A 20,873-nucleotide genomic window follows, 5' to 3' on the forward strand; every position below is an offset into this window, starting at 1 on the left:
AGTGTTATGCAATTATCAGAAGAACAAAGTTTTAACCAAGCCCTTATCAAGCTTTCAGTATTACTTTATCAAGTCGACGGAATGGTCACACTGTCGGAACAAGACTACCTGAATGCAATGGTTGAGTCTTTAGACTGGCAAAGCCCAATCTGTCGCGAAGCATTTCTAAACGACACGATATACCAAACGCGAAAGGCCATTGACACCGGCGATGCCATGACGTTTTTACGCAGTTTGAAGCACGACCTATCGTTTGATGCCGAGAAAACGTTAGAGGTTGCAATGGCGATCACGGGCGTTGATGGCGAGCGAAGCGAGGAAGAAACCGAACTTCTATCATTACTTACCCATAAATTACTCGCCAAAGCTTTAGTTTCGGGTAAAGATACACTGCAATAATCGCTTTTTATTGCCACAGACCTAAACGTTAACAATGCCAAATTTTACCGTTAAAGCAGCACACGCATGTGCTGCTTCTCTCGCGCTGTTCTTATTGAGCGGCTGCCATTCGTCGCACAGTTCTCAGTTCAGCGCCAGTGCACAGGCCTTCCCGGTTGGTGTGCAGCCTTTCGATAATTACCTAAATGAAGTTGAACGTTACTTGCTTGAACATAGGGCATTTATTTCTGACGACAAAGCACAAGAAATGTCCATGAATATGCCATTTGAATGCGGCACACAATACCGCAATATTGGCGTCTTGTTAGTTCATGGATTGGGCGATTCACCTTACTTTTTTCGTGATGTTGCCAACGCCATGTGCAGTGAGGGCATTCACGTTAGAACCATCTTGTTGCCGGGACACGGCTCAAAACCCGGAGACATGCTAAATGTTAGCTATCAGCAGTGGCAGACAGAAACTAATCATCACATACGGCTATTTTCCGAAGAAGTAGACAACCTCTACATTGGTGGCTTTTCGACAGGCGCTAATTTAACCACAATAGCGAGTTTTTCGATGGCGGAAGAGCTTGATATAAAAGGGCTAATGCATTTTTCACCAGCCTTTAAATCACGCTTCTTTGTGTCCCGTTTAGCGCCTTATATTGACTCATTATTTCCCTGGCCTAATGTTGAAGAAGAAGATAACCCAAGTCGCTATAACTCTACTGCAATGCCAGGGTTCGCTGCCTATCAAGAAAGCGTAAATGTGCTTCAAGATTTATTCTCTAAATCGGAAAAAGAAAAGCGTGCGTTGAATTTACCTGTGCTTATGGTGGTGGCAGAAAAAGACAGTGTGGTTGACACATCAAAAGTAGCTGAACAGTTTAGAGATAATTTTACTCATCCCCACAAGTGTTTATTGTGGCAGGGTGAGGATGAACCCGATGTACCTGAAAATACACTCGTCATGCAAACCATGAAGGTCCCGAAGCAGCGGATTAGCGCAGCCTCCCATATGAGTACACTTTTTTCAGATAAGAACCCGCTATATGGTACTGCGAGTGACTTTCGCATATGTGATAACGGTCAAGGTAGTGGCGCTGAAGCGCGCTGCAAAGCGGGCGAAGAAGTGTGGTATGGGCCGTGGGGATTTGAGCCCGATAACGCTGATGAAGAGTTAGCAACTAATAAGAAAGACAAGGTGTATGCAAGGCTAACCTACAACCCTTACTTTGATAGGATGGTCGATCAACTACTCGCCTTTACAGGTAAAGCCAAAGTCAAAGCGTTCTGTAAAACCTACTAGGGCAGTAGGTTCTTAATCCATTTGAAAGCTCTAGCATCAGCCGTTTTTTAATAAAAAAACGCCCAAGCCTTAACGCGAGTAGTAACACTTGTTGTTACAACACACGTAGCTTGGGCGTCTCTCTTAATTCTCAAAGCAAACCTAGCGCACAGTCGCCGTTTAGGTGCCGCTTAAATAGGCATAGCGCCTACTTAAGCGGGTAAATCCTAGGAATGTTGTGCGTTGGCTTCTTCCATTTCCTTCTCAAGCTTAGCGCTTTCGTCTGCACGTGGCTTGGTAAATCGGGCAAGGGCAAGATACAAAACCGGTGTCAGGTAAAGGGTAAATACTACGGCAATACCCAATCCACCAAATACGACCCAGCCAATAGCATTACGAGCTTCTGCGCCAGCGCCTGTGGACAGAATGAGCGGCAGGCCACCTAGGATTGTTGAAACCAGCGTCATCATAATAGGGCGTAATCGCACTCTACCAGCCTCAACGATAGCATCGTAAATATCATAACCCTTATCGCGAAGCTGGTCGGCAAATTCAATCAAAAGAATCGCGTTTTTGGCGAGAAGACCTATCAACATTACCAAGCCAATTTGCGAGTAAATATTAATGCTGGTGCCGGTTAAAAACAGGGCATAGACCGCGGCTGCAATACCAAAAGGAACGGTAAGCATAACCACAACCGCACTGTTCACACTTTCAAATTGTGCAGCCAATACAAGCAGTACAATAACAAAAGCCAACACATAGGTAAGCGCTACTTGCTTAGACGTTTCTTCATAAGTTTGTGCTTCGCCAAGAAACACAAGTCCGATACCGTTCGGTAATGATTCTGCCGCTAGATTACGAATATTCTCTACTACACTACTAAGCGCTACGTCTTCGGGTAATTCCATTTCCAGCTTAATTGCGCGGCGCTGTGCCTGACGCTCTAATTCAGCGGCAACACCTTCTTCACTGATGAAAGCTACGCTAGAAAGAGGCACCAAGTTTCCGTCGGTACTTTTCACATATAAGCTAGTAAGCTCAGATGGATCTAATGTACTGCGATTATTAGTTTGCAGCATGATAGGGATAGATTGGTCGCCCACATTCAAATCTGCGATATCATCGCCGTTCACAGCGGCGCGCAGGGTACTTGCTATATCGGTAAGCGGCACGCCCAGTTCTTCAGCACGGCGTCTGTCAATATTTACTCTCATCTGAGGTTGGGTAGGGTCGTAGCTTATTCTCGGTCTACCTAGTTCGGGTAGTACATCTTCAATCTGACGAGAGAACGCTTGTGAAGCTTCGAAAATGTTTTCATAAGTGTCGCCAGTTAAAGCTATTTCAAGCCCGCCGCTTTGACCGCGAAGGTTCAAACTATTGCCGCCAAAGGCACTGCCTGGCGCACCAGGAATTTGCTGAAGCTTAGGGCGTATTTCATTTACTACTTCTTGCAGAGATTTGTCTCGGTCATCCCAATGCTTCAAAGGCGCTGTGATAAAGACGATGTTGGGATCCCACGAACCGACTACCGTGTAAATGGAATCTATGGTGCCGTTATCCACATAGGGAAGCAGCAGTTCTTCCATCTTTTCAGCTTGTCTGTCCATAAAGTTTAGGCCAGCACCGTCTGGACCTCGTGCAAAAATACGAATTGTGCCTCTGTCTTCGCTTGGCAGTAATTCATTATCGATATTTTGCGATAAAATATAAGCGCCACCACCTGCTGCTAAGCTCAACACACCAACTACCCAGCCATATTTGAGCGCTTTTAATAATGACGCCTGATACAGGCGCAAACAAGCGTTGCCAAAACGGCCAAAGGTCTTGCTAAACAAACCGCTTTCTTTCGCTTCTTTCACCTTAAGTCGGGCGGTAAGTGCAGGAACCAAGGAAAGGGCAACGAAAGATGAGATTATAACAGCGCCAGCTAATACGCCTCCAAACTCCCTGAATAAAAGCCCTGCAGTAGAAGGAAGGAATGCGATGGGAATAAATACTGAGGCGAGTACTGCGGTTGTTGCTACTACTGCGAAGAATACTTCTCGTGTGCCCACCACGGCTGCCGCACGGGCACCTAGACCCATACTTCTGCGACGCTGTATATTTTCAGAAACCACAATAGCGTCGTCTACTATCATACCCGTGGCCAATACAAGAGCGAGGAGGGTAAGAATATTAATGGAAAAGCCCATGCCCCAAATAATAGCCAGTGCACCCGCTAGCGAAACGGGTATCGAAAGGGCTGGGACGATGGTGGCGCGCCACGAACCGATAAATACTAACAATGTAACAACAACCAGCGCTACGGTAAGGCTGAGAGAAACGACCACTTCTTTAACCGAGTCGCGGATAAACTCTGCATCATCGGATGTTACTACGATATGCATATCAGTAAAACGCTTGTCGAGGTCTGCGACCATGGCCAGCACTTCATCTGAAATCTCAATAGTATTAGAGCTTGCTTGACGTATTACGCCAACGCCTATGACTGGCGTTCCATCCAAACGAACTACGCTGGTGGTGTCGGCAGGGCCGAAGTACACACTGGCAACATCATTAATTCGAATGTCACCGCTTACAACAATGTTACCCACATCTTCTGCCGATACCGAAGTTGCATCAGCTCGCACGATTAACGCTTGTTCGGCAGATTGAATACTGCCAGCGGGTACATCAAAAGGCGCAAGCGATAATGCATTAGCAATGTCACTCATCGATAGGCCAAAACTGGTTAATCGTAGAGGATCCACAGAAACGCGCAGCACACGCTCTCTTTCTCCATCTAACATAACGTCGGCAACGCCAGGAATGCTTAAAAACAACGGTGCTACATCGGTGTCTACACGTTCGGTGAGCGTCTCCATGTCCAAGGTATCACTTGAAATAGCAAGGCTTACAACTGCCTGAGCGTCGCTGTCGGCCCGAATGATCGATACTTGTTCGACATCTTCCGGAAGCTGTCGCTGAATTCGACTGACCGATTCACGTACTTCGTTAGCCGCGTCTTCCAAGTTAACACCGGGGCGAAACTCAACCCGAACACGGGCCGAGTTTTCTTCACTTTGCGCATAGATGTCTTTGACGCCACTCACACGCGCAACCGCACCTTCAAGGCGACCAGTTACTTCGGCATCCACTGTTTCAGGAGATGCGCCGGGAAATTCTGCTGTAACGGTTACCTGAGGTGTATCTACATCGGGCAGCTCGCGCACTTCAAGGCCGCTCAATGCAGCAAACCCAGCGATAGCAATAAGTAGGTTTAGTACAACAATAAGAACCGGGCGTCGAATTGATAGCGATGGTAAGTCGCTAACTGACGAAGATAGGTTTGGATCACTCACCTTGAGGCCCTCCGGCCAGTTCGGTAGTAATCTCTTGTCCGGTACGTAAGCGTTGTACACCTTCAGAAATTAGTGTGTCACCTTCTTCAATGTCGCCTGAAACAAGGATAGTTCCTCTAAGGCGCTGATGAACACTCACGTCAACACGTTTAGCCTTACCGTCTTCGGCAAGCCATATGTAAGCGCCAGTAGCTCCCCACAAAAGTGCGGCTTCTGGAATCGCGGCAAAGCGATCGCCTTCAATGCTTAAATTAACCCGAAAGCTCATGCCAGGGCGAAATTGATCAGAAGAGTTGTCGAGTAATGCTCTAGCGCGAAGCGTTCTATCTGCCTCATTGATACGAGAATCAACCTGAGCTATTTCGGCTCTTACTAGTTTCTCTCTGTCACTCCATGGCTCAAGCGTTACGTTTGGCGCATTCAGTAAAACGGGCAATGCTGCTTCAGGCGCTCTGAAGTTAATAAAGAGTTTGCTTCTGTTATCCAGTGTAGTGATCACAGTCTGCTCGTTAATGCGATCGCCTACTTCAACGTCAGTTATGCCCACCACACCGTCAAAAGGCGCAACGATGTGTCTGTCTTGTAAATCGGCTTGAGCTTCTTCCAATGCAACTTCTGCAAGGTCACGTTGAGTGCGTGCTAAGTCCAATTCACTGACCGGCACAGCGCCTTGCTTATAGCTTGATGCTAATCGTTCTACGGTGCGCTGTGCGTCTTCCAAAGTGAGTTTGGCGCGTTTTAATGCCGTTTGCTGACGTCTATCATCAAGACGAACAAGCACCTTTCCTTTTTCTACTGTTTGCCCAGGGACAAAGTTAATTTCTGTAACTTCATCAGCGACGGCAGGATACAACACAATTGAACGAACGGCTTCAGCACTACCTACTGCTTCCACTTTTCGCGTTTCGTTCATAAATTCAATGGGCTTGGTTACTACAAGCTTTGCTTGCCTGTCTCCCATAAACTGCGCATTTGCAGTTGGCACCATCATTAAAAAAAGAGCGCAAAGACCTGTCCATGTCTTCATTGCACCATAGAATGAATTTTTCATTTTAAACCCGTAGCGTTATTGGAACCTGTGCAGAAAAAGCTGCTGGCCCTTTATTTTTGTATTACCAAAACGTATGTTTTGTAGTCGATTGGTCGACCTCGTTGTTTGTACCGTATAGCACCACAGGCGGTTCAGCTAAGCAATTGCAGTTCGGCGTATTCCCTGTACAGGGTATCGCTTTTCATTAACGATGCATGGTCGCCGCTTCCTACGACCTGACCTTTATCCATAACTAATATGCGATCGGCGTGCTGCACCGTCGCAAGTCGGTGAGCAATCACAATGCTGGTTTTGCCTACCATTAATCTATCTATCGCTTGTTGAACCATACGCTCACTCATCGCATCAAGCGCACTTGTTGCTTCATCGAGGAGTAAAATTGGGCGGTCGGCCAAAATAGCGCGAGCAATAGCAATACGTTGTTTTTGACCGCCAGAAAGTTTTACGCCTCGTTCGCCTAACTGTGTGTTGTAGCGCTCATCTAGGTTATCGATAAATTCGTGGGCAAATGCCTGCTTCGCTGCATTTATCACGGCGTCGTCACTTGCATGTGGGCTGCCGTAGCGAATGTTTTCCAACACGGTATCAGCAAAGACCACGGGCTCTTGGGTAACTATCGCAATATGTTGGCGCAGAACGTCTACAGGCATTTTGTTGATTGGCGCACCATTGAACAGTATTTGTCCAGCACTTGGGTCGTAGAAGCGCATTAATAATTGAAATAGTGTTGTTTTGCCTGCGCCACTTGCTCCTACCAGAGCAAGACGTTCTCCTGCTTGAATGTTAATGTTTAAATTATCAAACAAAGGTTTGCTGTTGGGGTAAGCAAAGCTGACATTTTCCAATTCTATTTTTGGTGCCGCTTTGGAGATTATCGGTTTAGCGCTTGCTCCTTTTAATGCTGAGTACGTTGAAGAAGCAGAGGCTTCAGCTGTGTCACCATTCAAAGATCGAATAGAAGACTCAGTGGTAAATAGCTCGTACAAACGCTCACTTGCACCAACTCCTCGCTGTACTTCACCAATGACTTCGCTGATTGTGGCCACACTGCCGCCAGCCATTACGGCATAGAAAAGGAAAGCGGAGAGTTCACCTACGGTCATAGTGCCGTCTAATACTTGTCTTGCCCCCACCCAAGCAATAAAGATGATGGCCGTCATACTGATACACATGATGCAGCCAATAAGTAGTGAGCGATAGTGAATACGCTTTTTAGCTACGTCCATGGCAAGCTCTACCTTTTTAGAGAAATGCAGTCGTTCGGCATTTTCAGCGGTATAGGCCTGTACGGTCATAATTTCATGGAGACTTTCATCAATGCGTGCACCCAAGTCTGCCACTTTGTCTTGGCTTTCTTTGGCATAACGGCGCACTTGAGGCGCCAGTACTTTGATAGGAACCAGCACAGCGGGTACTGCAACAATTACACAGAAGGTAAGAAGGGGACTAGAAAACGTCATAAGTGCCAGTGCACCAACGAAAGTCACGACCGAGCGAAGGGTCATCGACAAACTCATTCCCACTACAGTCTGGATAATTGTAGTGTCGCTGGTAAATCGAGAAATGACCTCGCCAGTTCTAAGTTCCGCAAAAAATGAAGGCGGAAGAGACAGCAAGTGCGCATATACCTGGTTTCTGATATCAGCACTAACCCGCTCGCCAAGCCAAGTCATTAAGTAAAAGCGCGCATATGTCGCTAAACAGGCCACGATAGTAATGGCTAGCACTAATACTGTGGCTTTGTTTAACGTATCCGCTGCGTTTTCTATGAAGCCGCTGTCGATAGCGTACTTAATGCCTTGCCCAAGTAAAAGCCATGCAACTGCGGCCGTGAAAAGTGCTATAACTGCACCTACAACGCGCGTTTTGTAGCGAAGTAAATGTGAGCCAATCCACTGTAAGACTTGTTTGGTTGATACACTAGCGAGTGGTGTTGTCAAAATTACCTCTTCATGCGCATAACTAATTCATAGCGTTGATTTCGCTACGCTTATTAAAATTCACTATTTGGATTATACGGCAAAGCATGTACATTGGACGTAGGCAATGCGATTACAGCGGCAGTATTTACGCTGGGATGAAAGTTAACGTCGCAGAAGCAAAGCAAAATAGTTAAAACGGGAAAATAACGATGACTGAAACACGTACTTTGTATTATGTTCATGATCCAATGTGCAGTTGGTGTTGGGCATTCGTTCCTACTTGGGAGCAAATACAGCGTGAGTTACCCAACGACATTGAGGTTGTCTACTTGCTTGGCGGGCTCGCACCGGATAGTGATTTACCTATGCCGGAACAAATGAAGCTGACTATTGCAGGCTATTGGCAAACTATTCAAGATCGTGTGCCTGGAACACAATTCAACTATGATTTTTGGACAAAGTGTCAGCCTCGTCGCTCGACCTATCCTTCGTGTCGAGCAGTTCTTGCCGCAAAAGCGCAGGCTAGAGATAGCGATGAAGCAAAAGCATTAGAGAACGCAATGATCAAGGCAATTCAAGAAGGGTATTACCTGAATGCGAAAAACCCGTCGGATTTTGATACCTTGATAGCATTTGCTGAAGAAATAGGGCTCGATGTCGAGCGCTTTGAAATAGCACTCAATAGTGAAAGTACAATTGAGAAATTAAACGAAGAAATGCATATGGCGCGTAGTATAGGCGCCCAAGGCTTTCCCAGCTTAATACTCAAATCAAACAAATTTGCCGAGGCAGAAGAGACAAAATCACAAGCGCTTAAAAAGCCACAGTGGCAAAACGTTCCCTACGACTATAACGACGCAAGTGTAACCCTGCGTCGTCTATAATCGTTATTGAAAAAAGCGAGTACTTTTAAACTGTGCCTTCCTTGCATTGTTCAAGGCTTAAATCTCCCACCGATTTTGGGTATTCAACACGGGTTGTAACGATTTCAGAAACAGGGACGCCAGAATCCGTTTCTTGGAGCCATACTTTCATATCGTGATGGTCACGAGATTGGTTGAGCGAGTAACGCTTGCCGCCTTCTAAGTTTACATCTAGCCTAACTATCGCCTCGCGAGTGGTACCATCAGGCAGGTCAGTGTTTACGACACTGGCTTGAACAAATAGAACATGCTCTCCCGGCTCAACATCCCGAAGAACTAACGCACCGTTAGGGCGTTGGTTAAAACACATCAACTTTACGTACTCTCGCTTATTGTCAAAGGCTTCTCCGCGGTTAGCGAAAAAGTCTATACGAGCTTCATTGGGTTGGACTTCTGCTTGTTGTGTGACCATATCTGTAGCGGATGAACACGCGAAAAGTGGAGCAATTGATGTAGCGAGTATGAGTGATGATAATTTCATTCGAATAATCCTTCTTCGTGATCCATTTACTGAAGCCTTTGATTAACAAATGCGCCAGAGAAAAACTAAAATCCAGTTAACTGCCATCCTTTAAACTGCATATGGTTTAAGTTTTTTATCCACACTAAATCCTAGTGCTACGTTAACAATACACCACCAGATGATATTTTAAAGAAATTTACGAAAGATCATGCATGTGTATTTGCGTTCTTAGGCCATCACCTACTTACGGGAGCGATATTGAACTAAACAAAGGATAAATCAGGTTTTTACTTGCATTGAGTGGTGATATCCGTATAATTCGGCGGCCTTCTAATTGGTGTCTAATTTTTAGACGTTGGTTGAAGGCTTAAGTTAACGGTAACGCTACAACGAGTTTGAGGCATTTATGGTTACTATTCGTTTACAGCGTGGTGGCGCGAAAAAGCGTCCATTTTATCAACTAGTGGTGGCTGATAGCCGTCGTGCAAGAAACGGTCGTTTCATTGAAAACATCGGTTTCTTCAACCCAACTGCACAAGGTCAAGCGGAACGTCTTCGCGTAGATCTAGAGCGTGTTGAATACTGGGTTGGTGTAGGCGCGAGCTTATCAGATCGCGTTTCTAGCTTGGTAAAAGAAGCGAAAAAATCTGCAGCGTAAGCTGTTATTAACTGGTGGTATAGATGAGTCTAGCGTCTGACAAAGTGATTGTTGGCAAAATTGGCGCACCGTACGGTGTTAAAGGTTGGGTCAAAATCAACAGCTATACAGAAACGCCAGAAGGTATTTTTGATTACGCGCCATGGTTTCTTGGCGATGAAAAGGAATACCAAATTGACCAGTGGCGACCGCACGGTAAAAGCCTCGTTGCAAAAATTGTGGGCGTTGATAGTCGAGATGATGCTGAGCGCATCAAAAACTTGGATATCAACATAAATGCTTCGCAGCTGCCTGATTTAGGCGACGAAGGGGTTTATTGGCGTGAGCTCACCGGCATGAAAGTAGTAACAACGCAAGGTTACGACTTGGGTGTGGTGAAAGAAGTGTTTAATACAGGTGCTAACGACGTGATTCACGTTAAAGCGAATGTAGGCGATGCTTTTGGTCAAAAAGAAAGACTATTACCTTTTGTGTTCGACGAAGTCGTACAAGAGGTGGATAAGGAAGCGAAGGTCATTAAAGTTGACTGGGACCCGGGGTTTTAAGTGACACCGGAAAAGTGGTTCGGCGTTGTTAGCCTGTTTCCAGATATGTTTGCCCCTTTTACCCAACAGGGTGTTATAGGTCGAGCAGTTAAGTCTGGAACGTTATCGGTTGACACCTTCAACCCCCGTGACTTTACACATGATCGCCATCGTACAGTAGACGATCGCCCCTACGGAGGCGGACCCGGTATGCTGATGATGGTAAAACCGCTAACCGACGCAATACAAGCTGCCAAGAAAGTTGGTGGCGAAAAAAGTAAGGTGATCTACTTATCACCACAAGGGAAACCCCTTGACCAAGCAGGCGTACAGCGCCTTGCTAACATTGACCGCACAATTTTAATTTGCGGTCGATATGAAGGCATCGACGAGCGAGTAATCGAAAGCCATGTAGATGAAGAAGTCTCTATTGGTGATTACGTGCTAAGCGGCGGTGAACTGCCAGCAATGGTCCTTATGGACGCGGTTGCTCGATTAGTTCCTGGCGTGTTGGGGCATAAAGCCTCAGCAGTTGAAGATTCTTTCACTGACGGTCTTTTGGATTGTCCGCATTATACGCGGCCCGAAATACTTGATGGTCAAAAGGTACCTGATGTGTTGTTAAGTGGGGACCATGAAAAAATTAGGCAGTGGCGATTGATGCAATCATTAGGTAGAACCTGGCAGCGTCGCCCTGAATTGTTAAATCACCTAGCTCTGACTGAGGAGCAGCAGCGTTTGCTTGAATTATTCCAAGCGCAACTGCAGCAAGATGACAGTTAACTAGGACGAGAGGATATGATGAGCAAAGTCAGTCAAGATATCATCAAAAAAATCGAAGAAGCACAGCTAAAGACTGATGTTCCTGCGTTTGGTCCAGGTGACACAGTAGTTGTTAAAGTTCGCGTTACCGAAGGTGACAAAGAGCGTCTTCAGGCTTATGAAGGTGTTGTTATCGCTAAACGTAACCGTGGTCTGCACTCGTCTTTTACCGTGCGTAAAATTTCTAGCGGCGAAGGCGTTGAGCGTGTGTTCCAAACACACAGCCCGGCAGTTTCTTCAATTGAAGTGAAACGTCGCGGTGCGGTTCGTCGTGCTAAGCTTTACTATCTACGTGAGCGTTCAGGTAAATCTGCACGTATCAAAGAGAAGCTTAACTAAGATTACTAATCCTTGCGTTATTGTTAACTTCGAAAAAGCCCGCCTTAAGCGGGCTTTTTTGTGCCTGAAATTCGATCCATTCAACCTGTTTTTTAATACAAACATTAAGGTTTCTTAATAGAGAGAAGGATGAGTACAGAATACTTTATCGTGTTAGGCGTTGTTGGCGTCGCATTTTTTGCTGTATCGGGCGCATTACTGGGGCATGACAAAAGTATCAATGGGTTTGGCATCGTCGTTGTCGGCGTGATGACAGCCCTTGGCGGAGGTACTTTAAGAGACCTCCTATTAGGAAAACCTATTTTCTGGGTAGAAACCTCAGAGTATCTACTAGCAACCTACTCAGCTATATTCGCGACAGTCTTATTCATTCGCTATATGCCTTCTCCTTCCAATTTTTACTTTATACTTATCGACACCATAGGGCTTGCTATTTTTAATGTCATAGGCATCGAGAAAGCACTCATTAGTGGAACCGGAATGATTGTCGCCCTAACGATGGGTATGACAACCGGTATCTTCGGGGGCTTGATGCGCGATGTGGTTTGCAGAGAAGTACCTTACGTTATGCGTGGAGATGTTTACGCGAGTGCATGTTTTGCAGGTGGTCTCACTTACGCCGCCTTTTTTGCCCTAGACATCCCTTACATTTGGTGCATTTTAGGTTCTATCTCTGTAACAGTTTTAATGAGAATTGCATCGTTGCACTGGGGGGTTAAAGTCGATCTTTTTAGGAAGAGAACACCAAGGCCTAACTAACAGTGTAGAGCCCAACATCGATATGCCCATGAAAAGACTTATTAGCAAATATCGGTGAAGCGTCTTAAGTGACGCTTCACCATAGTGCCTATTATTGTTATGCCATGAGTGAAAGCGATTCTATTAACGGTTTGTTCTCGTTATCGATAGTGTGGATGATATGTTTGTGTAGACGCTTTTTGTGTTCGCCAAAAATGCCACGCTTTTTATCAAAGGTCTTAGCGTAATTCAGCGCACCTTCCATCAAGCTTTCTTGTGTATCGTACGCCTTTTCTACCACGTGATCTTGCTCTAATTCTTTACCAGATACACGCCTTCCGGAAAGCTTCATTTCATTAAATCTGTAATACGGCATCGCTTTTTTAACAAACTCAATCATACCGGGCAGAAAGGGGATTGATAAATCTACTTCAGGGAAACAGAAGAAGCCTTTGTCTGCGCGCATAAATCTGAAGTCACAAGCGCACGCCAAAATTGCTCCGTTTCCGAAGGCGTGTCCGTTGATTGCAGCAATAACCGGAAGAGGGAACAGAAGCAGCGCTTTAAACACGTCATCCATACCGTACATAAATTGCTTTATTTCCTCAGTGCGAGCTGCTTTCATTGCTGGCATTAGCCAGTCTGTGTCTATACCTAGACTAAAGCATTTCTCATCATTTGATGTGATCACTAGCGCTTTACAGCTTTCATTACTTTTAATGGTATTTAACGCTGAAAGCATCTCCTTTGCGAAGAGAGGATTGTGGCGGTTCTCTCCATTTTGCATGGTTAGAATGGCCACGTCGCCAGTGTAGGTTAGGGCTAAATTTTGCATTGTGTTCTCATTATTATTTCATTGTCGCAATGATACAAAATCCTGACAATAAATGAGAAATTTAGCTTATTTATGTTGGTCAATTACGCCATTAAATTCGTGGAGCATTTGAAAACGTAAGGGCGGGATGTCACTACAAAGCGTTTGACTAATGAGGTAATTCGGAACAAGCCTCACTGTCGATTAAAAATTGTGCTATCCCTATGCACTATTGCCATTCAGTCATGCTCATTCGCTTCGAATCTACCCTAGATTAAAGTATTATTCGTTATTACTTGCGCTATTACGCTTGAGTTGCTAAAAAGTCAATGACGTTAAAGAAATATAGAAAAAGCTGGTTGTACAATAAAGTTTACATGCAGATTGCACACTCTTTTGGCGTTTAATTTTCCGTTTTTTATTTGTAGTTAAGAGAGTAAGAGAGCTCCCATGATCAAGGACACCGTAAATAATGTTCACGTAAGTACCGAAGATGTACTTATAACCCCTGAAGCGCTTAGTGCTGAATTGCCTGTGTCAGACAAAGCGTTAGCGGCTATCTCTGAGTCTAGAAAGATTGTTTCAGATATCATTCATCGTCGCGACCATAGATTGCTTGTAGTGTGTGGACCATGTTCTATACACGACGTTGAAGCCGCGAAAGAGTACGCACTTAAGCTTAAAGAGCTTCATGAATCATGCAAAGACACACTATTTATCGTTATGCGTGTGTACTTCGAAAAGCCGCGTACCACAACAGGTTGGAAAGGTTTAATTAACGACCCGCATATCGACGGTACATTTGATATTGAAACCGGTCTTCGTAAGGCAAGAGAGTTGTTAATTTGGCTTGCAGAATTAGAGCTGCCTGTTGCAACAGAAGCACTGGATCCAATTAGTCCACAATATCTTGCTGAGCTATTTAGCTGGGCTGCTATCGGTGCGCGTACCTCTGAATCGCAAACCCACCGTGAAATGGCCAGCGGCCTGTCTATGCCTGTAGGATTCAAAAATGGTACAGATGGAAGCCTAGATATTGCCATAAACGCCCTTAAATCGGCGGCATCGGGTCACCGCTTTATGGGAATCAATAAGCAAGGCCAGGTAAGTATTATCGGGACCAGCGGTAATCCAGATGGCCACATTATTTTGCGCGGTGGAAAGCAGCCTAACTACGACTCGGTTTGCGTATCAGAGTGCGAGATTGAGTTGCAGGATGCTGGTTTAACAGCGGGCTTAGTAGTAGATTGCAGCCATGCGAACTCTTCAAAAGATTATCGCCGTCAGCCATTGGTTGCACAGAACGTGGTCAATCAAATTCTAGAAGGCAATCAGTCTATCATTGGCGTTATGTTGGAAAGTCACTTGAAACCCGGTAATCAAAAAGCTGAAGGTAAAAAGCCAGAAGAACTTGAGTATGGTGTTTCAATCACAGACGGATGTATTGATTGGGAAACAACAGAGAACTTAATATCTCAAACCAGAGATAAGTTAATAACTGTGTTACCCTTACGCCAAAATAAGCGCACGGTGGCATAAATCCAAGCAACGCCTAAAGTGGCAAGAAAAATTTGCCAATAAGCCCCGTGCCATTTGATTCAAGGATAAGACAGAATGGCCGATTTATCGCAGCACTTAAAAAAGTTAGATACGCTGCGTGAAGGTATCGACGAGCTGGATACCCAGCTTGTCGAATTACTCGCAAAACGCAATCAAATTACAACCCAGGTCGGTCAAATTAAGGCTGAAGCTGGTATGCCCGTTTATGTACCAGAGCGTGAAAAAGCGTTGATCGCATCCCGCCGTGCTCAGGCAGAAGCACTTGGGGTGTCGCCCGATCTCACCGAAGACTTATTACGTCGAGTAATGCGAGAGTCTTATCACACGCAAAACAACAAATATCGCTGTGTGAAACCTGATGTCGACAACGTTGTTGTAATTGGTGGAGCAGGGGCACTTGGCCGTGTGTTTGTGAGCTTGTTCGAACGAAGTAATTACAACGTTTCAGTTGTTGAAAAAGACGACTGGGAAAGTGGTAGAGCAACCTCGTTATTAAGCTGTGCTTCACTGGTTGTTGTTGCAGTGCCTATTAATCTAACCGAAGCCGTGATTAGCAAGCTTACTATGCTGCCAGAGGATTGCGTGCTTGCAGATATAACCAGTATTAAAGCTAAGCCACTTGAGGCGATGCTTGCCGCACACAATGGTCCGGTTGTTGGACTGCACCCCATGTTTGGTCCTGACGCGCCTGGCATGATTAAACAGGTAGTGGTAGTGTGCGACGGGCGTGGCAGTGAGAAATACAGTTGGCTCATTGAGCAAATGCGAATTTGGGGTGCTACCATTCACGACTCCAGCGCACAAGAACATGACCAAGCCATGGCTTATATTCAGGTAATGCGTCACTTCAACACGTTTGTGTACGGGCAACACTTAAAAGGTGAAGATCCTAATCTGGAATCACTCACCATGTTTAGCTCACCTATTTATCGTTTAGAACTCGCAATGGTAGGCAGGTTATTCGCTCAGTCACCACAACTTTATGCCGATATTATTTTCAATAACCCTGATAACTTTGCACTTCTACGTCGCTTTTACGAACGTTTTGGGATTGCATTGTCATTACTTGAGAATGGCGACAAAAAAGGCTTTGTAGAACAGTTCATGAAGGTCGGCGCGTGGTTCGGAGATTATGCGAAGAAGTGTTTAGTAGACAGCAAACAGATGTTGTTAAAAGCGGATGATGGTCAGCTTTTAAGAGACAAGTAGTTTTGACCGACTGTTTATAGCGATAGCTAATTTAAGGTAGCCAACGTGACTCGCTCTCTTCGTTTGCCAATTACCAATACTTTCGCTGATGGCGGCTATTGTGTGAGAGCACATATAGGCGCGCATCAGCAGACCGTTCATCTTATTTTAGATACGGGAAGCTCAACCTTAGTGCTAGGCGACATTCATTATCATGTTGAACGTGATGGTGATGTGAGGTTCACCTACTACTCTCAATCAATTAAATATGCTGCAGGAAGTTGGCATGGCCCTGTTGTTAAGACCACGGTGCGCCTGGGCATTTTCGGTCACAGCATTTCGTTGCCGCAAACTTATGTAGCAATAGCGAAAGAATCGCAAGAGACAAAAGAATCTTGTTTTAAAAAAGCTGACGGAATTATGGGGTTAGCTTATCAACCGCTAAATCACGCCTATCGTTGCACTGACAAAATTACGTGTGAAATGAGCGAGCAAGCGTTTTTTGAAAAAGCGTTGGCCGAGCCTAACGAGTCAGCAATTATTAACCTAAAGACAGCTGATTACGTTGCGACCACACTCCCTAGCTACTTTTCTGAGTTAGAGCAGCGTCAAATTAACGCCGATAAATTCGCTTTTTGGCTACATCGCTCAAGCGTCTATAACGTAGATGGAAATTGTCTTCGCGCTGCGCTTGCACATAGAAAAAATCATGGCCTTTTTGTAATAGGTGAGCCTATTTTTCATCGAGACTTATATGCTCCTCCTATTATGTCTGTGAAGGTACTCCGCGATAAGTATTATAACGTCACGTTAAAAGCCGTAAAATGTGGAGAAAACGAAGGCATTAAAGCGCCGGCTTTGGATAAATCGGACGAAGCACGCTGGTGTTCAAATGCGATAGTAGATTCAGGAGCAACGGTGATTGGTTTGCCAGAATCTTTGTATAACGAAGTGATCGAGCAGATTTTTTGCTGTGTTGATAACGCGAAAACATTGCTTGAGCCCTTCGCTGCTTTCTCTTTAGAGGAGCAAGGAATAGACTTGGAAAAGCTAGATTTGGCACAATGGCCTGAACTAACGTTTGTTCTTGAAGGCGATGAGGGTGAAGATATTTTACTTTCGCTACCGCCTGAAGCCTACTGGCAGGAGCACGCCCCCACATTTAACCAAGCGTCCTTTAAAATATTCCCACTAAAACACTGGCCGAATCAAAGCATCCTCGGTCTTCCGCTGATCTCTCAATACTATACAATTTTTGACAGAGGACAGGGCACTAATGGTGTTGTATCGTTTGCACGAAAAGTGACATTGAGTGATACGGTTGACGCGCTTAAACATGTTTTTGATAAAAACAGCTAAAACCTAATAATAAAGGAACAGTTACATGCAACAAGGCAGCCTAGTATGTGTAGGAACCGGGATGATGGTTGGAGCGCATTTATCGCCTATTTGTCAAAGTCATATTGAGCAAGCCGACGTCGTTTTCGTATGTGTAGCTGAGCACTACATGGAGGCATGGATCACCTCTTTGAACAAAAACACAGTAAACCTACAAACTTTCTATGGTGAAGGCAAAGATCGCCACGATACCTATGCTCAAATGACTAGCGCAATGCTAGAGCGTGTGGAGAAAGGCGAAAAAGTAGTTGGCGCTTTTTATGGACACCCTGGGGTTTTTGCAAAGGTGCCTCATGACGCTATCGCAATCGCTAAAAGTCGAGGGTTTGATGCTTACATGTTGCCGGGGATCTCAGCTGAATCGTGCCTATACGCCGATTTGGGCATAGACCCAGGTGCTCTAGGTTGCCAACACTACGAGGCAAACCAGTTTCTACTATATAAACGAGAAGTAGATACGGCTGCGTATTTAGTTTTATGGCAGGTTGGGGTTGCAGGAGATTTCTCAAGTGCCGTTTTTACCTCCAGCTCTCTTCAACGAAAAAAGCTTACTGATAAACTGTTATCTATTTACCAAGCGAATGACAGCGCTATTTTATATGAAGCTGCAACCTTGCCCATCGATGAGTTCAGAGCTACGACGATTGCTATTGGTGAACTGCATAATCACGAAATTAACCAGCACTCTACACTTGTCATACCACCAGTTAGTAAACCAGTGATAGATGATGTCGATTACTCCAAAGGTACTAACTAGTGCAGTTCGCTACACCTCGTTTTACCAGCGCTTTACTTTGCCAGCAGTGGAAAGAGGAAACAGCAAGCTTGTACCAAAATAGAAAAATTATGCGATTAATAGGTGAGCCCCTTTCTGAGAAGGAAAGTGAAGTAGTCGCTAGTACTTTCATTGAAGCAAACAAAAGGCCTTGGCCAGCACAGAAGGTCTGGTCGATAACGTGTAATCAAACGCAGGCATTTTGTGGAATTCAGATGCTTTGTAAAAGCGTTTTACAAGACACTGCAGAGATTGGAATTATATTAGCGCCTTCAATGAACGGAAAAGGCGCGGCACGAGAAGCGATGGGCGCGCTAGTCGAATTTGGCTTGGAAAATCTCAATCTTCACCAAATTGTTGCCCAATTTGAAAAGCGTCACCTCGCTACAAAACGTCTAGTTACCCAATTAAACTTCAAACAGTCAAAGGACAGCCGTTTTCAGCCAAGTAAAACCAACTTGGTCACATTTACCTTTAATCGCTAGAATATTTGGTTACTTCATACCTAATAAACCAGTAAGTATTTCTGTTTTCAAAGGTAATTGATGCAAATAGTAACTGGTATAATATGTCTAAAATGCTATATATTTGATTAACAACTCATCAAATAGTTGCTAACCTATTAAACATTAATAACTATAAAGTAGAACAAACTCATGAAAGCGCTAAAAGAACTTCTCGCTATTGCACAAGATGCATCTAAGCAACGTGACACTGATGTAATTGCACAATTTAAAGCTGACCACGCAGACGCACTTTCTCAAGAGAAAGAAAAAATGTGGTGTCTTTTGATGCCAGAAGATGAAGAGCAAGACGCGCCTGGTGATGCACAAGAGAGTGAAGAAAAGAACCAAGTGTCACTTCACTAACTTTGATAGTTTAAATTGTGGTTAGGTTTTTAATAGGGGCGTTACTTTGCCCCTTTTTCATATTTCCGCTTTCTGCTGACGAAATTGATCAGCAGTTAGTGCGCGCTGATGCACTTCGCAGTCAAGACGTGGAGGCGTTTCGTACGTCATTGTCGGCTCTCAGTAATAAATCAGCCTCCTTTTCACCGGCCCAAGTCCAATACTTTAACTATCTCAATGCTTATAGCTTATCGTATTCAGGAAAACTCATAGAGGCAGTTCCACTTTATGAAAGTGTTTTTCAAAGTGCTTCAGATAAATCGTTACAACTACGAGCCAAAAATTCAATTCTCAACAACTACGCGTTAGTTCGGGATTTTCCCAAAGCACTTCAGCAAATTCCTGATATTGTTCCTCTACTTTCGTTAGCGAAAGATAAAGATAAGCACCTTTCAATTTTGACGATTGCGCTTTTTTATAATCAGTTGGAAGAGTTTGAGCAGAGTTTGCAGTACAGTGCTCGCGTAATTGGACAAGAGCTTTCTTCCCGCAATGCGTGTCTGGCTCACAATCTGCGTAGTGAGTCGCTGCACAATTTAGGACGACTTGACCGAGAAACGCTAAATACAACTATTGAGGTATGTAATGCGAGTAAAGAGCCAATCGCTCTGAATTTAGCAAAATTATGGCTTGCTCAACTGATGTTAGCATCGCCAGACAGTATCGCAGGGGCGTTAGACGCCTTACTTGCTATCCAAGCAGATGTTGAAAGTACTAACTATCCACGATTAACGTCAGAGTACTATACAGCGCTAGCACAAGCCTATTTTGCCAATAAGCTCTTTCATAACGCACAGGAGAGTGCGCTTAAAGGCGCGGAGCTTGCAAAAGGCATGGGATATTCAAAACCCAGAAAAACGGCATATTATATACTGTACCAGTCGGCAATAGAGAAAGGGGATAATGCACAAGCATTAGATGCATTTATTCAATACGCTGAGGCTGATAAAGCGTACCTTGATGAGTACAACGTTAAGCAAATGGCGATTCAACAGGCTAAGTTCGATAACCTCGAGAAGAATATCGAAATTCAGCTACTGGACAAAGAGAATAGCCTACTGAAAGCACAAGCAGCCCTTTCCCGAGAAGAAAAGCAAAATCACAGGCTGTTGATAACATTGCTTGCTTCCACCACGATACTTGTCCTTATGTGGGCAATAATAAATCGTAAGTTACATGCAGCACTTAGGGAAAAGGCGCAAACTGACTCGTTAACAAAAGTGGCGAACCGTCACTATTTTACTGAGTTGGCATCGAAAGCGCTTGATCGAATGTCAGAGCAGCAGGACGTATTATCTTTTGTAATTTTCGACCTTGATCACTTTAAGTCAGTTAACGATAGCTACGGTCATCCAACAGGCGATTGGGTATTAAAGGCAGTAGTTAACGCGGTGAGGAAACACTGCAGAAAAGAAGATGTTTTCGGGCGCTTAGGTGGTGAGGAGTTCGGCCTACTATTACCAGGGTGTAATGAGAAAAAAGCAAAAGAAATAGCGGAAAGTATGCGCAATAGTATCCGTCAGATTGATACAGCTGAAAGCGGTTTTACCTTCGATATTTCAGCAAGCTTTGGTATCTCCAGCACTGCGTCATCAAAGTATCAATTCGAGGCGCTGTATGCCAATGCTGATGAAGCTTTGTATGGCAGTAAAAAGCATGGCCGTAACCGAGTTTCTGTCTTCCCGGTTAATGGTGAAAGTGACGTTGGTAATGTTGGGCAAGCCTTTCAGCCTGCCTAAATATTACAACGAAAGAAAGTAAACAATGGGGCGTGTGC

General features: G+C 44.7%; 20 protein-coding genes. 15 read left to right on the top strand and 5 right to left on the bottom strand.

The window, feature by feature from the left end; genetic code table 11:
• The first annotated feature begins 6 nt into the window (after window positions 1-6).
• Both ACFI6L_RS15590 and ACFI6L_RS15595 read left to right on the top strand, forming a co-directional pair.
• Window positions 7-399 (top strand): TerB family tellurite resistance protein, encoded by a 393-nt coding sequence (locus ACFI6L_RS15590; RefSeq protein ID WP_039227263.1) that lies wholly within the window; start codon window positions 7-9, stop codon window positions 397-399.
• A 34-nt stretch (window positions 400-433) separates the two neighbouring features.
• On the top strand, window positions 434-1,690 hold the full coding sequence (locus ACFI6L_RS15595) for an alpha/beta hydrolase (RefSeq protein ID WP_462574387.1): 1,257 nt from the start codon (window positions 434-436) through the stop codon (window positions 1,688-1,690).
• Window positions 1,691-1,896: 206 nt separating this feature from the next.
• Here the strand turns inward: ACFI6L_RS15595 and ACFI6L_RS15600 are convergent, their stop codons facing one another.
• From ACFI6L_RS15600 to ACFI6L_RS15610, 3 genes are all read right to left on the bottom strand, one after another.
• Window positions 1,897-5,013 (bottom strand): efflux RND transporter permease subunit, encoded by a 3,117-nt coding sequence (locus ACFI6L_RS15600; RefSeq protein WP_462574388.1) that lies wholly within the window; start codon window positions 5,011-5,013, stop codon window positions 1,897-1,899.
• On the bottom strand, window positions 5,006-6,064 hold the full coding sequence (locus tag ACFI6L_RS15605; protein WP_014948828.1) for an efflux RND transporter periplasmic adaptor subunit: 1,059 nt from the start codon (window positions 6,062-6,064) through the stop codon (window positions 5,006-5,008). Before ACFI6L_RS15605 ends, ACFI6L_RS15600 begins: the two co-directional genes overlap by 8 nt.
• Before the next feature lie 131 nt (window positions 6,065-6,195).
• Window positions 6,196-8,004, bottom strand: coding sequence for an ABC transporter transmembrane domain-containing protein (locus ACFI6L_RS15610; RefSeq protein WP_462574389.1), 1,809 nt, complete (start codon window positions 8,002-8,004; stop codon window positions 6,196-6,198).
• A gap of 191 nt (window positions 8,005-8,195) precedes the next feature.
• Here ACFI6L_RS15610 and ACFI6L_RS15615 point away from each other — a divergent pair, with 191 nt between their 5' ends.
• On the top strand, window positions 8,196-8,870 hold the full coding sequence (locus ACFI6L_RS15615; protein ID WP_462574390.1) for a DsbA family protein: 675 nt from the start codon (window positions 8,196-8,198) through the stop codon (window positions 8,868-8,870).
• Window positions 8,871-8,895: 25 nt separating this feature from the next.
• Here the strand turns inward: ACFI6L_RS15615 and ACFI6L_RS15620 are convergent, their stop codons facing one another.
• On the bottom strand, window positions 8,896-9,390 hold the full coding sequence (locus tag ACFI6L_RS15620; protein WP_462574391.1) for a hypothetical protein: 495 nt from the start codon (window positions 9,388-9,390) through the stop codon (window positions 8,896-8,898).
• A gap of 388 nt (window positions 9,391-9,778) precedes the next feature.
• On the opposite strand from ACFI6L_RS15620, the gene rpsP reads away from it, so the two are divergent.
• From rpsP to ACFI6L_RS15645, 5 genes are all read left to right on the top strand, one after another.
• Entirely contained in the window at window positions 9,779-10,030 is a 252-nt protein-coding gene (gene rpsP, locus ACFI6L_RS15625; protein ID WP_014948832.1) for a 30S ribosomal protein S16, read from the top strand.
• Window positions 10,031-10,053: 23 nt separating this feature from the next.
• Entirely contained in the window at window positions 10,054-10,575 is a 522-nt protein-coding gene (gene rimM / locus ACFI6L_RS15630) for a ribosome maturation factor RimM (protein WP_014948833.1), read from the top strand.
• The gene (gene trmD, locus ACFI6L_RS15635; protein ID WP_014948834.1) at window positions 10,576-11,337 is read left to right on the top strand and encodes a tRNA (guanosine(37)-N1)-methyltransferase TrmD; all 762 of its coding nucleotides are present in this window, start codon (window positions 10,576-10,578) and stop codon (window positions 11,335-11,337) included. It abuts the gene before it with no gap.
• A gap of 18 nt (window positions 11,338-11,355) precedes the next feature.
• Window positions 11,356-11,715 (top strand): 50S ribosomal protein L19, encoded by a 360-nt coding sequence (gene rplS, locus ACFI6L_RS15640; protein WP_024015986.1) that lies wholly within the window; start codon window positions 11,356-11,358, stop codon window positions 11,713-11,715.
• Window positions 11,716-11,844: 129 nt separating this feature from the next.
• A complete protein-coding gene (locus ACFI6L_RS15645) occupies window positions 11,845-12,474 on the top strand; it encodes a trimeric intracellular cation channel family protein (protein ID WP_069943970.1) in 630 nt (209 codons plus the stop codon).
• Between the two features lie 97 nt (window positions 12,475-12,571).
• Here ACFI6L_RS15645 and ACFI6L_RS15650 read toward each other — a convergent pair whose 3' ends face one another.
• A complete protein-coding gene (locus ACFI6L_RS15650; protein ID WP_014948837.1) occupies window positions 12,572-13,288 on the bottom strand; it encodes an enoyl-CoA hydratase/isomerase family protein in 717 nt (238 codons plus the stop codon).
• Between the two features lie 429 nt (window positions 13,289-13,717).
• Here ACFI6L_RS15650 and ACFI6L_RS15655 point away from each other — a divergent pair, with 429 nt between their 5' ends.
• The 7 genes from ACFI6L_RS15655 (at window position 13,718) to ACFI6L_RS15685 (ending at window position 20,835) form a co-directional block, all read left to right on the top strand.
• Window positions 13,718-14,806, top strand: coding sequence for a 3-deoxy-7-phosphoheptulonate synthase (locus ACFI6L_RS15655; protein WP_014948838.1), 1,089 nt, complete (start codon window positions 13,718-13,720; stop codon window positions 14,804-14,806).
• A 75-nt stretch (window positions 14,807-14,881) separates the two neighbouring features.
• Window positions 14,882-16,036 (top strand): bifunctional chorismate mutase/prephenate dehydrogenase, encoded by a 1,155-nt coding sequence (gene tyrA, locus ACFI6L_RS15660; protein ID WP_014976023.1) that lies wholly within the window; start codon window positions 14,882-14,884, stop codon window positions 16,034-16,036.
• 45 nt (window positions 16,037-16,081) lie between these two features.
• Entirely contained in the window at window positions 16,082-17,374 is a 1,293-nt protein-coding gene (locus tag ACFI6L_RS15665; protein ID WP_239219035.1) for a pepsin-like aspartic protease, read from the top strand.
• Between the two features lie 25 nt (window positions 17,375-17,399).
• Window positions 17,400-18,170 (top strand): SAM-dependent methyltransferase, encoded by a 771-nt coding sequence (locus ACFI6L_RS15670; RefSeq protein WP_014948841.1) that lies wholly within the window; start codon window positions 17,400-17,402, stop codon window positions 18,168-18,170.
• The gene (locus ACFI6L_RS15675; protein ID WP_239301471.1) at window positions 18,170-18,673 is read left to right on the top strand and encodes a GNAT family N-acetyltransferase; all 504 of its coding nucleotides are present in this window, start codon (window positions 18,170-18,172) and stop codon (window positions 18,671-18,673) included. Before ACFI6L_RS15670 ends, ACFI6L_RS15675 begins: the two co-directional genes overlap by 1 nt.
• Window positions 18,674-18,844: 171 nt before the next feature.
• Window positions 18,845-19,057, top strand: coding sequence for a hypothetical protein (locus ACFI6L_RS15680; protein WP_239219039.1), 213 nt, complete (start codon window positions 18,845-18,847; stop codon window positions 19,055-19,057).
• 17 nt (window positions 19,058-19,074) lie between these two features.
• Complete coding sequence (locus ACFI6L_RS15685; RefSeq protein ID WP_239219041.1) at window positions 19,075-20,835, top strand: GGDEF domain-containing protein; 1,761 nt, start codon at window positions 19,075-19,077, stop codon at window positions 20,833-20,835.
• The last annotated feature ends 38 nt before the right edge of the window (window positions 20,836-20,873 follow it).

It is taken from the genome of Alteromonas sp. G4i35 (assembly GCF_054960375.1).

What these genes read in the sequence shown, in the direction of transcription:
- ACFI6L_RS15650 (WP_014948837.1), bottom strand. Translation starts at nt 13,288, where the DNA reads ATGCAAAATTTAGCCCTAACCTACACTGGCGACGTGGCCATTCTAACC.
- ACFI6L_RS15595 (WP_462574387.1), top strand. Translation starts at nt 434, where the DNA reads ATGCCAAATTTTACCGTTAAAGCAGCACACGCATGTGCTGCTTCTCTC.
- rpsP (WP_014948832.1), top strand. Translation starts at nt 9,779, where the DNA reads ATGGTTACTATTCGTTTACAGCGTGGTGGCGCGAAAAAGCGTCCATTT.
- ACFI6L_RS15645 (WP_069943970.1), top strand. Translation starts at nt 11,845, where the DNA reads ATGAGTACAGAATACTTTATCGTGTTAGGCGTTGTTGGCGTCGCATTT.
- tyrA (WP_014976023.1), top strand. Translation starts at nt 14,882, where the DNA reads ATGGCCGATTTATCGCAGCACTTAAAAAAGTTAGATACGCTGCGTGAA.
- ACFI6L_RS15605 (WP_014948828.1), bottom strand. Translation starts at nt 6,064, where the DNA reads ATGAAAAATTCATTCTATGGTGCAATGAAGACATGGACAGGTCTTTGC.
- ACFI6L_RS15670 (WP_014948841.1), top strand. Translation starts at nt 17,400, where the DNA reads ATGCAACAAGGCAGCCTAGTATGTGTAGGAACCGGGATGATGGTTGGA.
- ACFI6L_RS15590 (WP_039227263.1), top strand. Translation starts at nt 7, where the DNA reads ATGCAATTATCAGAAGAACAAAGTTTTAACCAAGCCCTTATCAAGCTT.
- ACFI6L_RS15620 (WP_462574391.1), bottom strand. Translation starts at nt 9,390, where the DNA reads ATGAAATTATCATCACTCATACTCGCTACATCAATTGCTCCACTTTTC.
- ACFI6L_RS15615 (WP_462574390.1), top strand. Translation starts at nt 8,196, where the DNA reads ATGACTGAAACACGTACTTTGTATTATGTTCATGATCCAATGTGCAGT.
- ACFI6L_RS15655 (WP_014948838.1), top strand. Translation starts at nt 13,718, where the DNA reads ATGATCAAGGACACCGTAAATAATGTTCACGTAAGTACCGAAGATGTA.
- rimM (WP_014948833.1), top strand. Translation starts at nt 10,054, where the DNA reads ATGAGTCTAGCGTCTGACAAAGTGATTGTTGGCAAAATTGGCGCACCG.
- ACFI6L_RS15680 (WP_239219039.1), top strand. Translation starts at nt 18,845, where the DNA reads ATGAAAGCGCTAAAAGAACTTCTCGCTATTGCACAAGATGCATCTAAG.
- rplS (WP_024015986.1), top strand. Translation starts at nt 11,356, where the DNA reads ATGAGCAAAGTCAGTCAAGATATCATCAAAAAAATCGAAGAAGCACAG.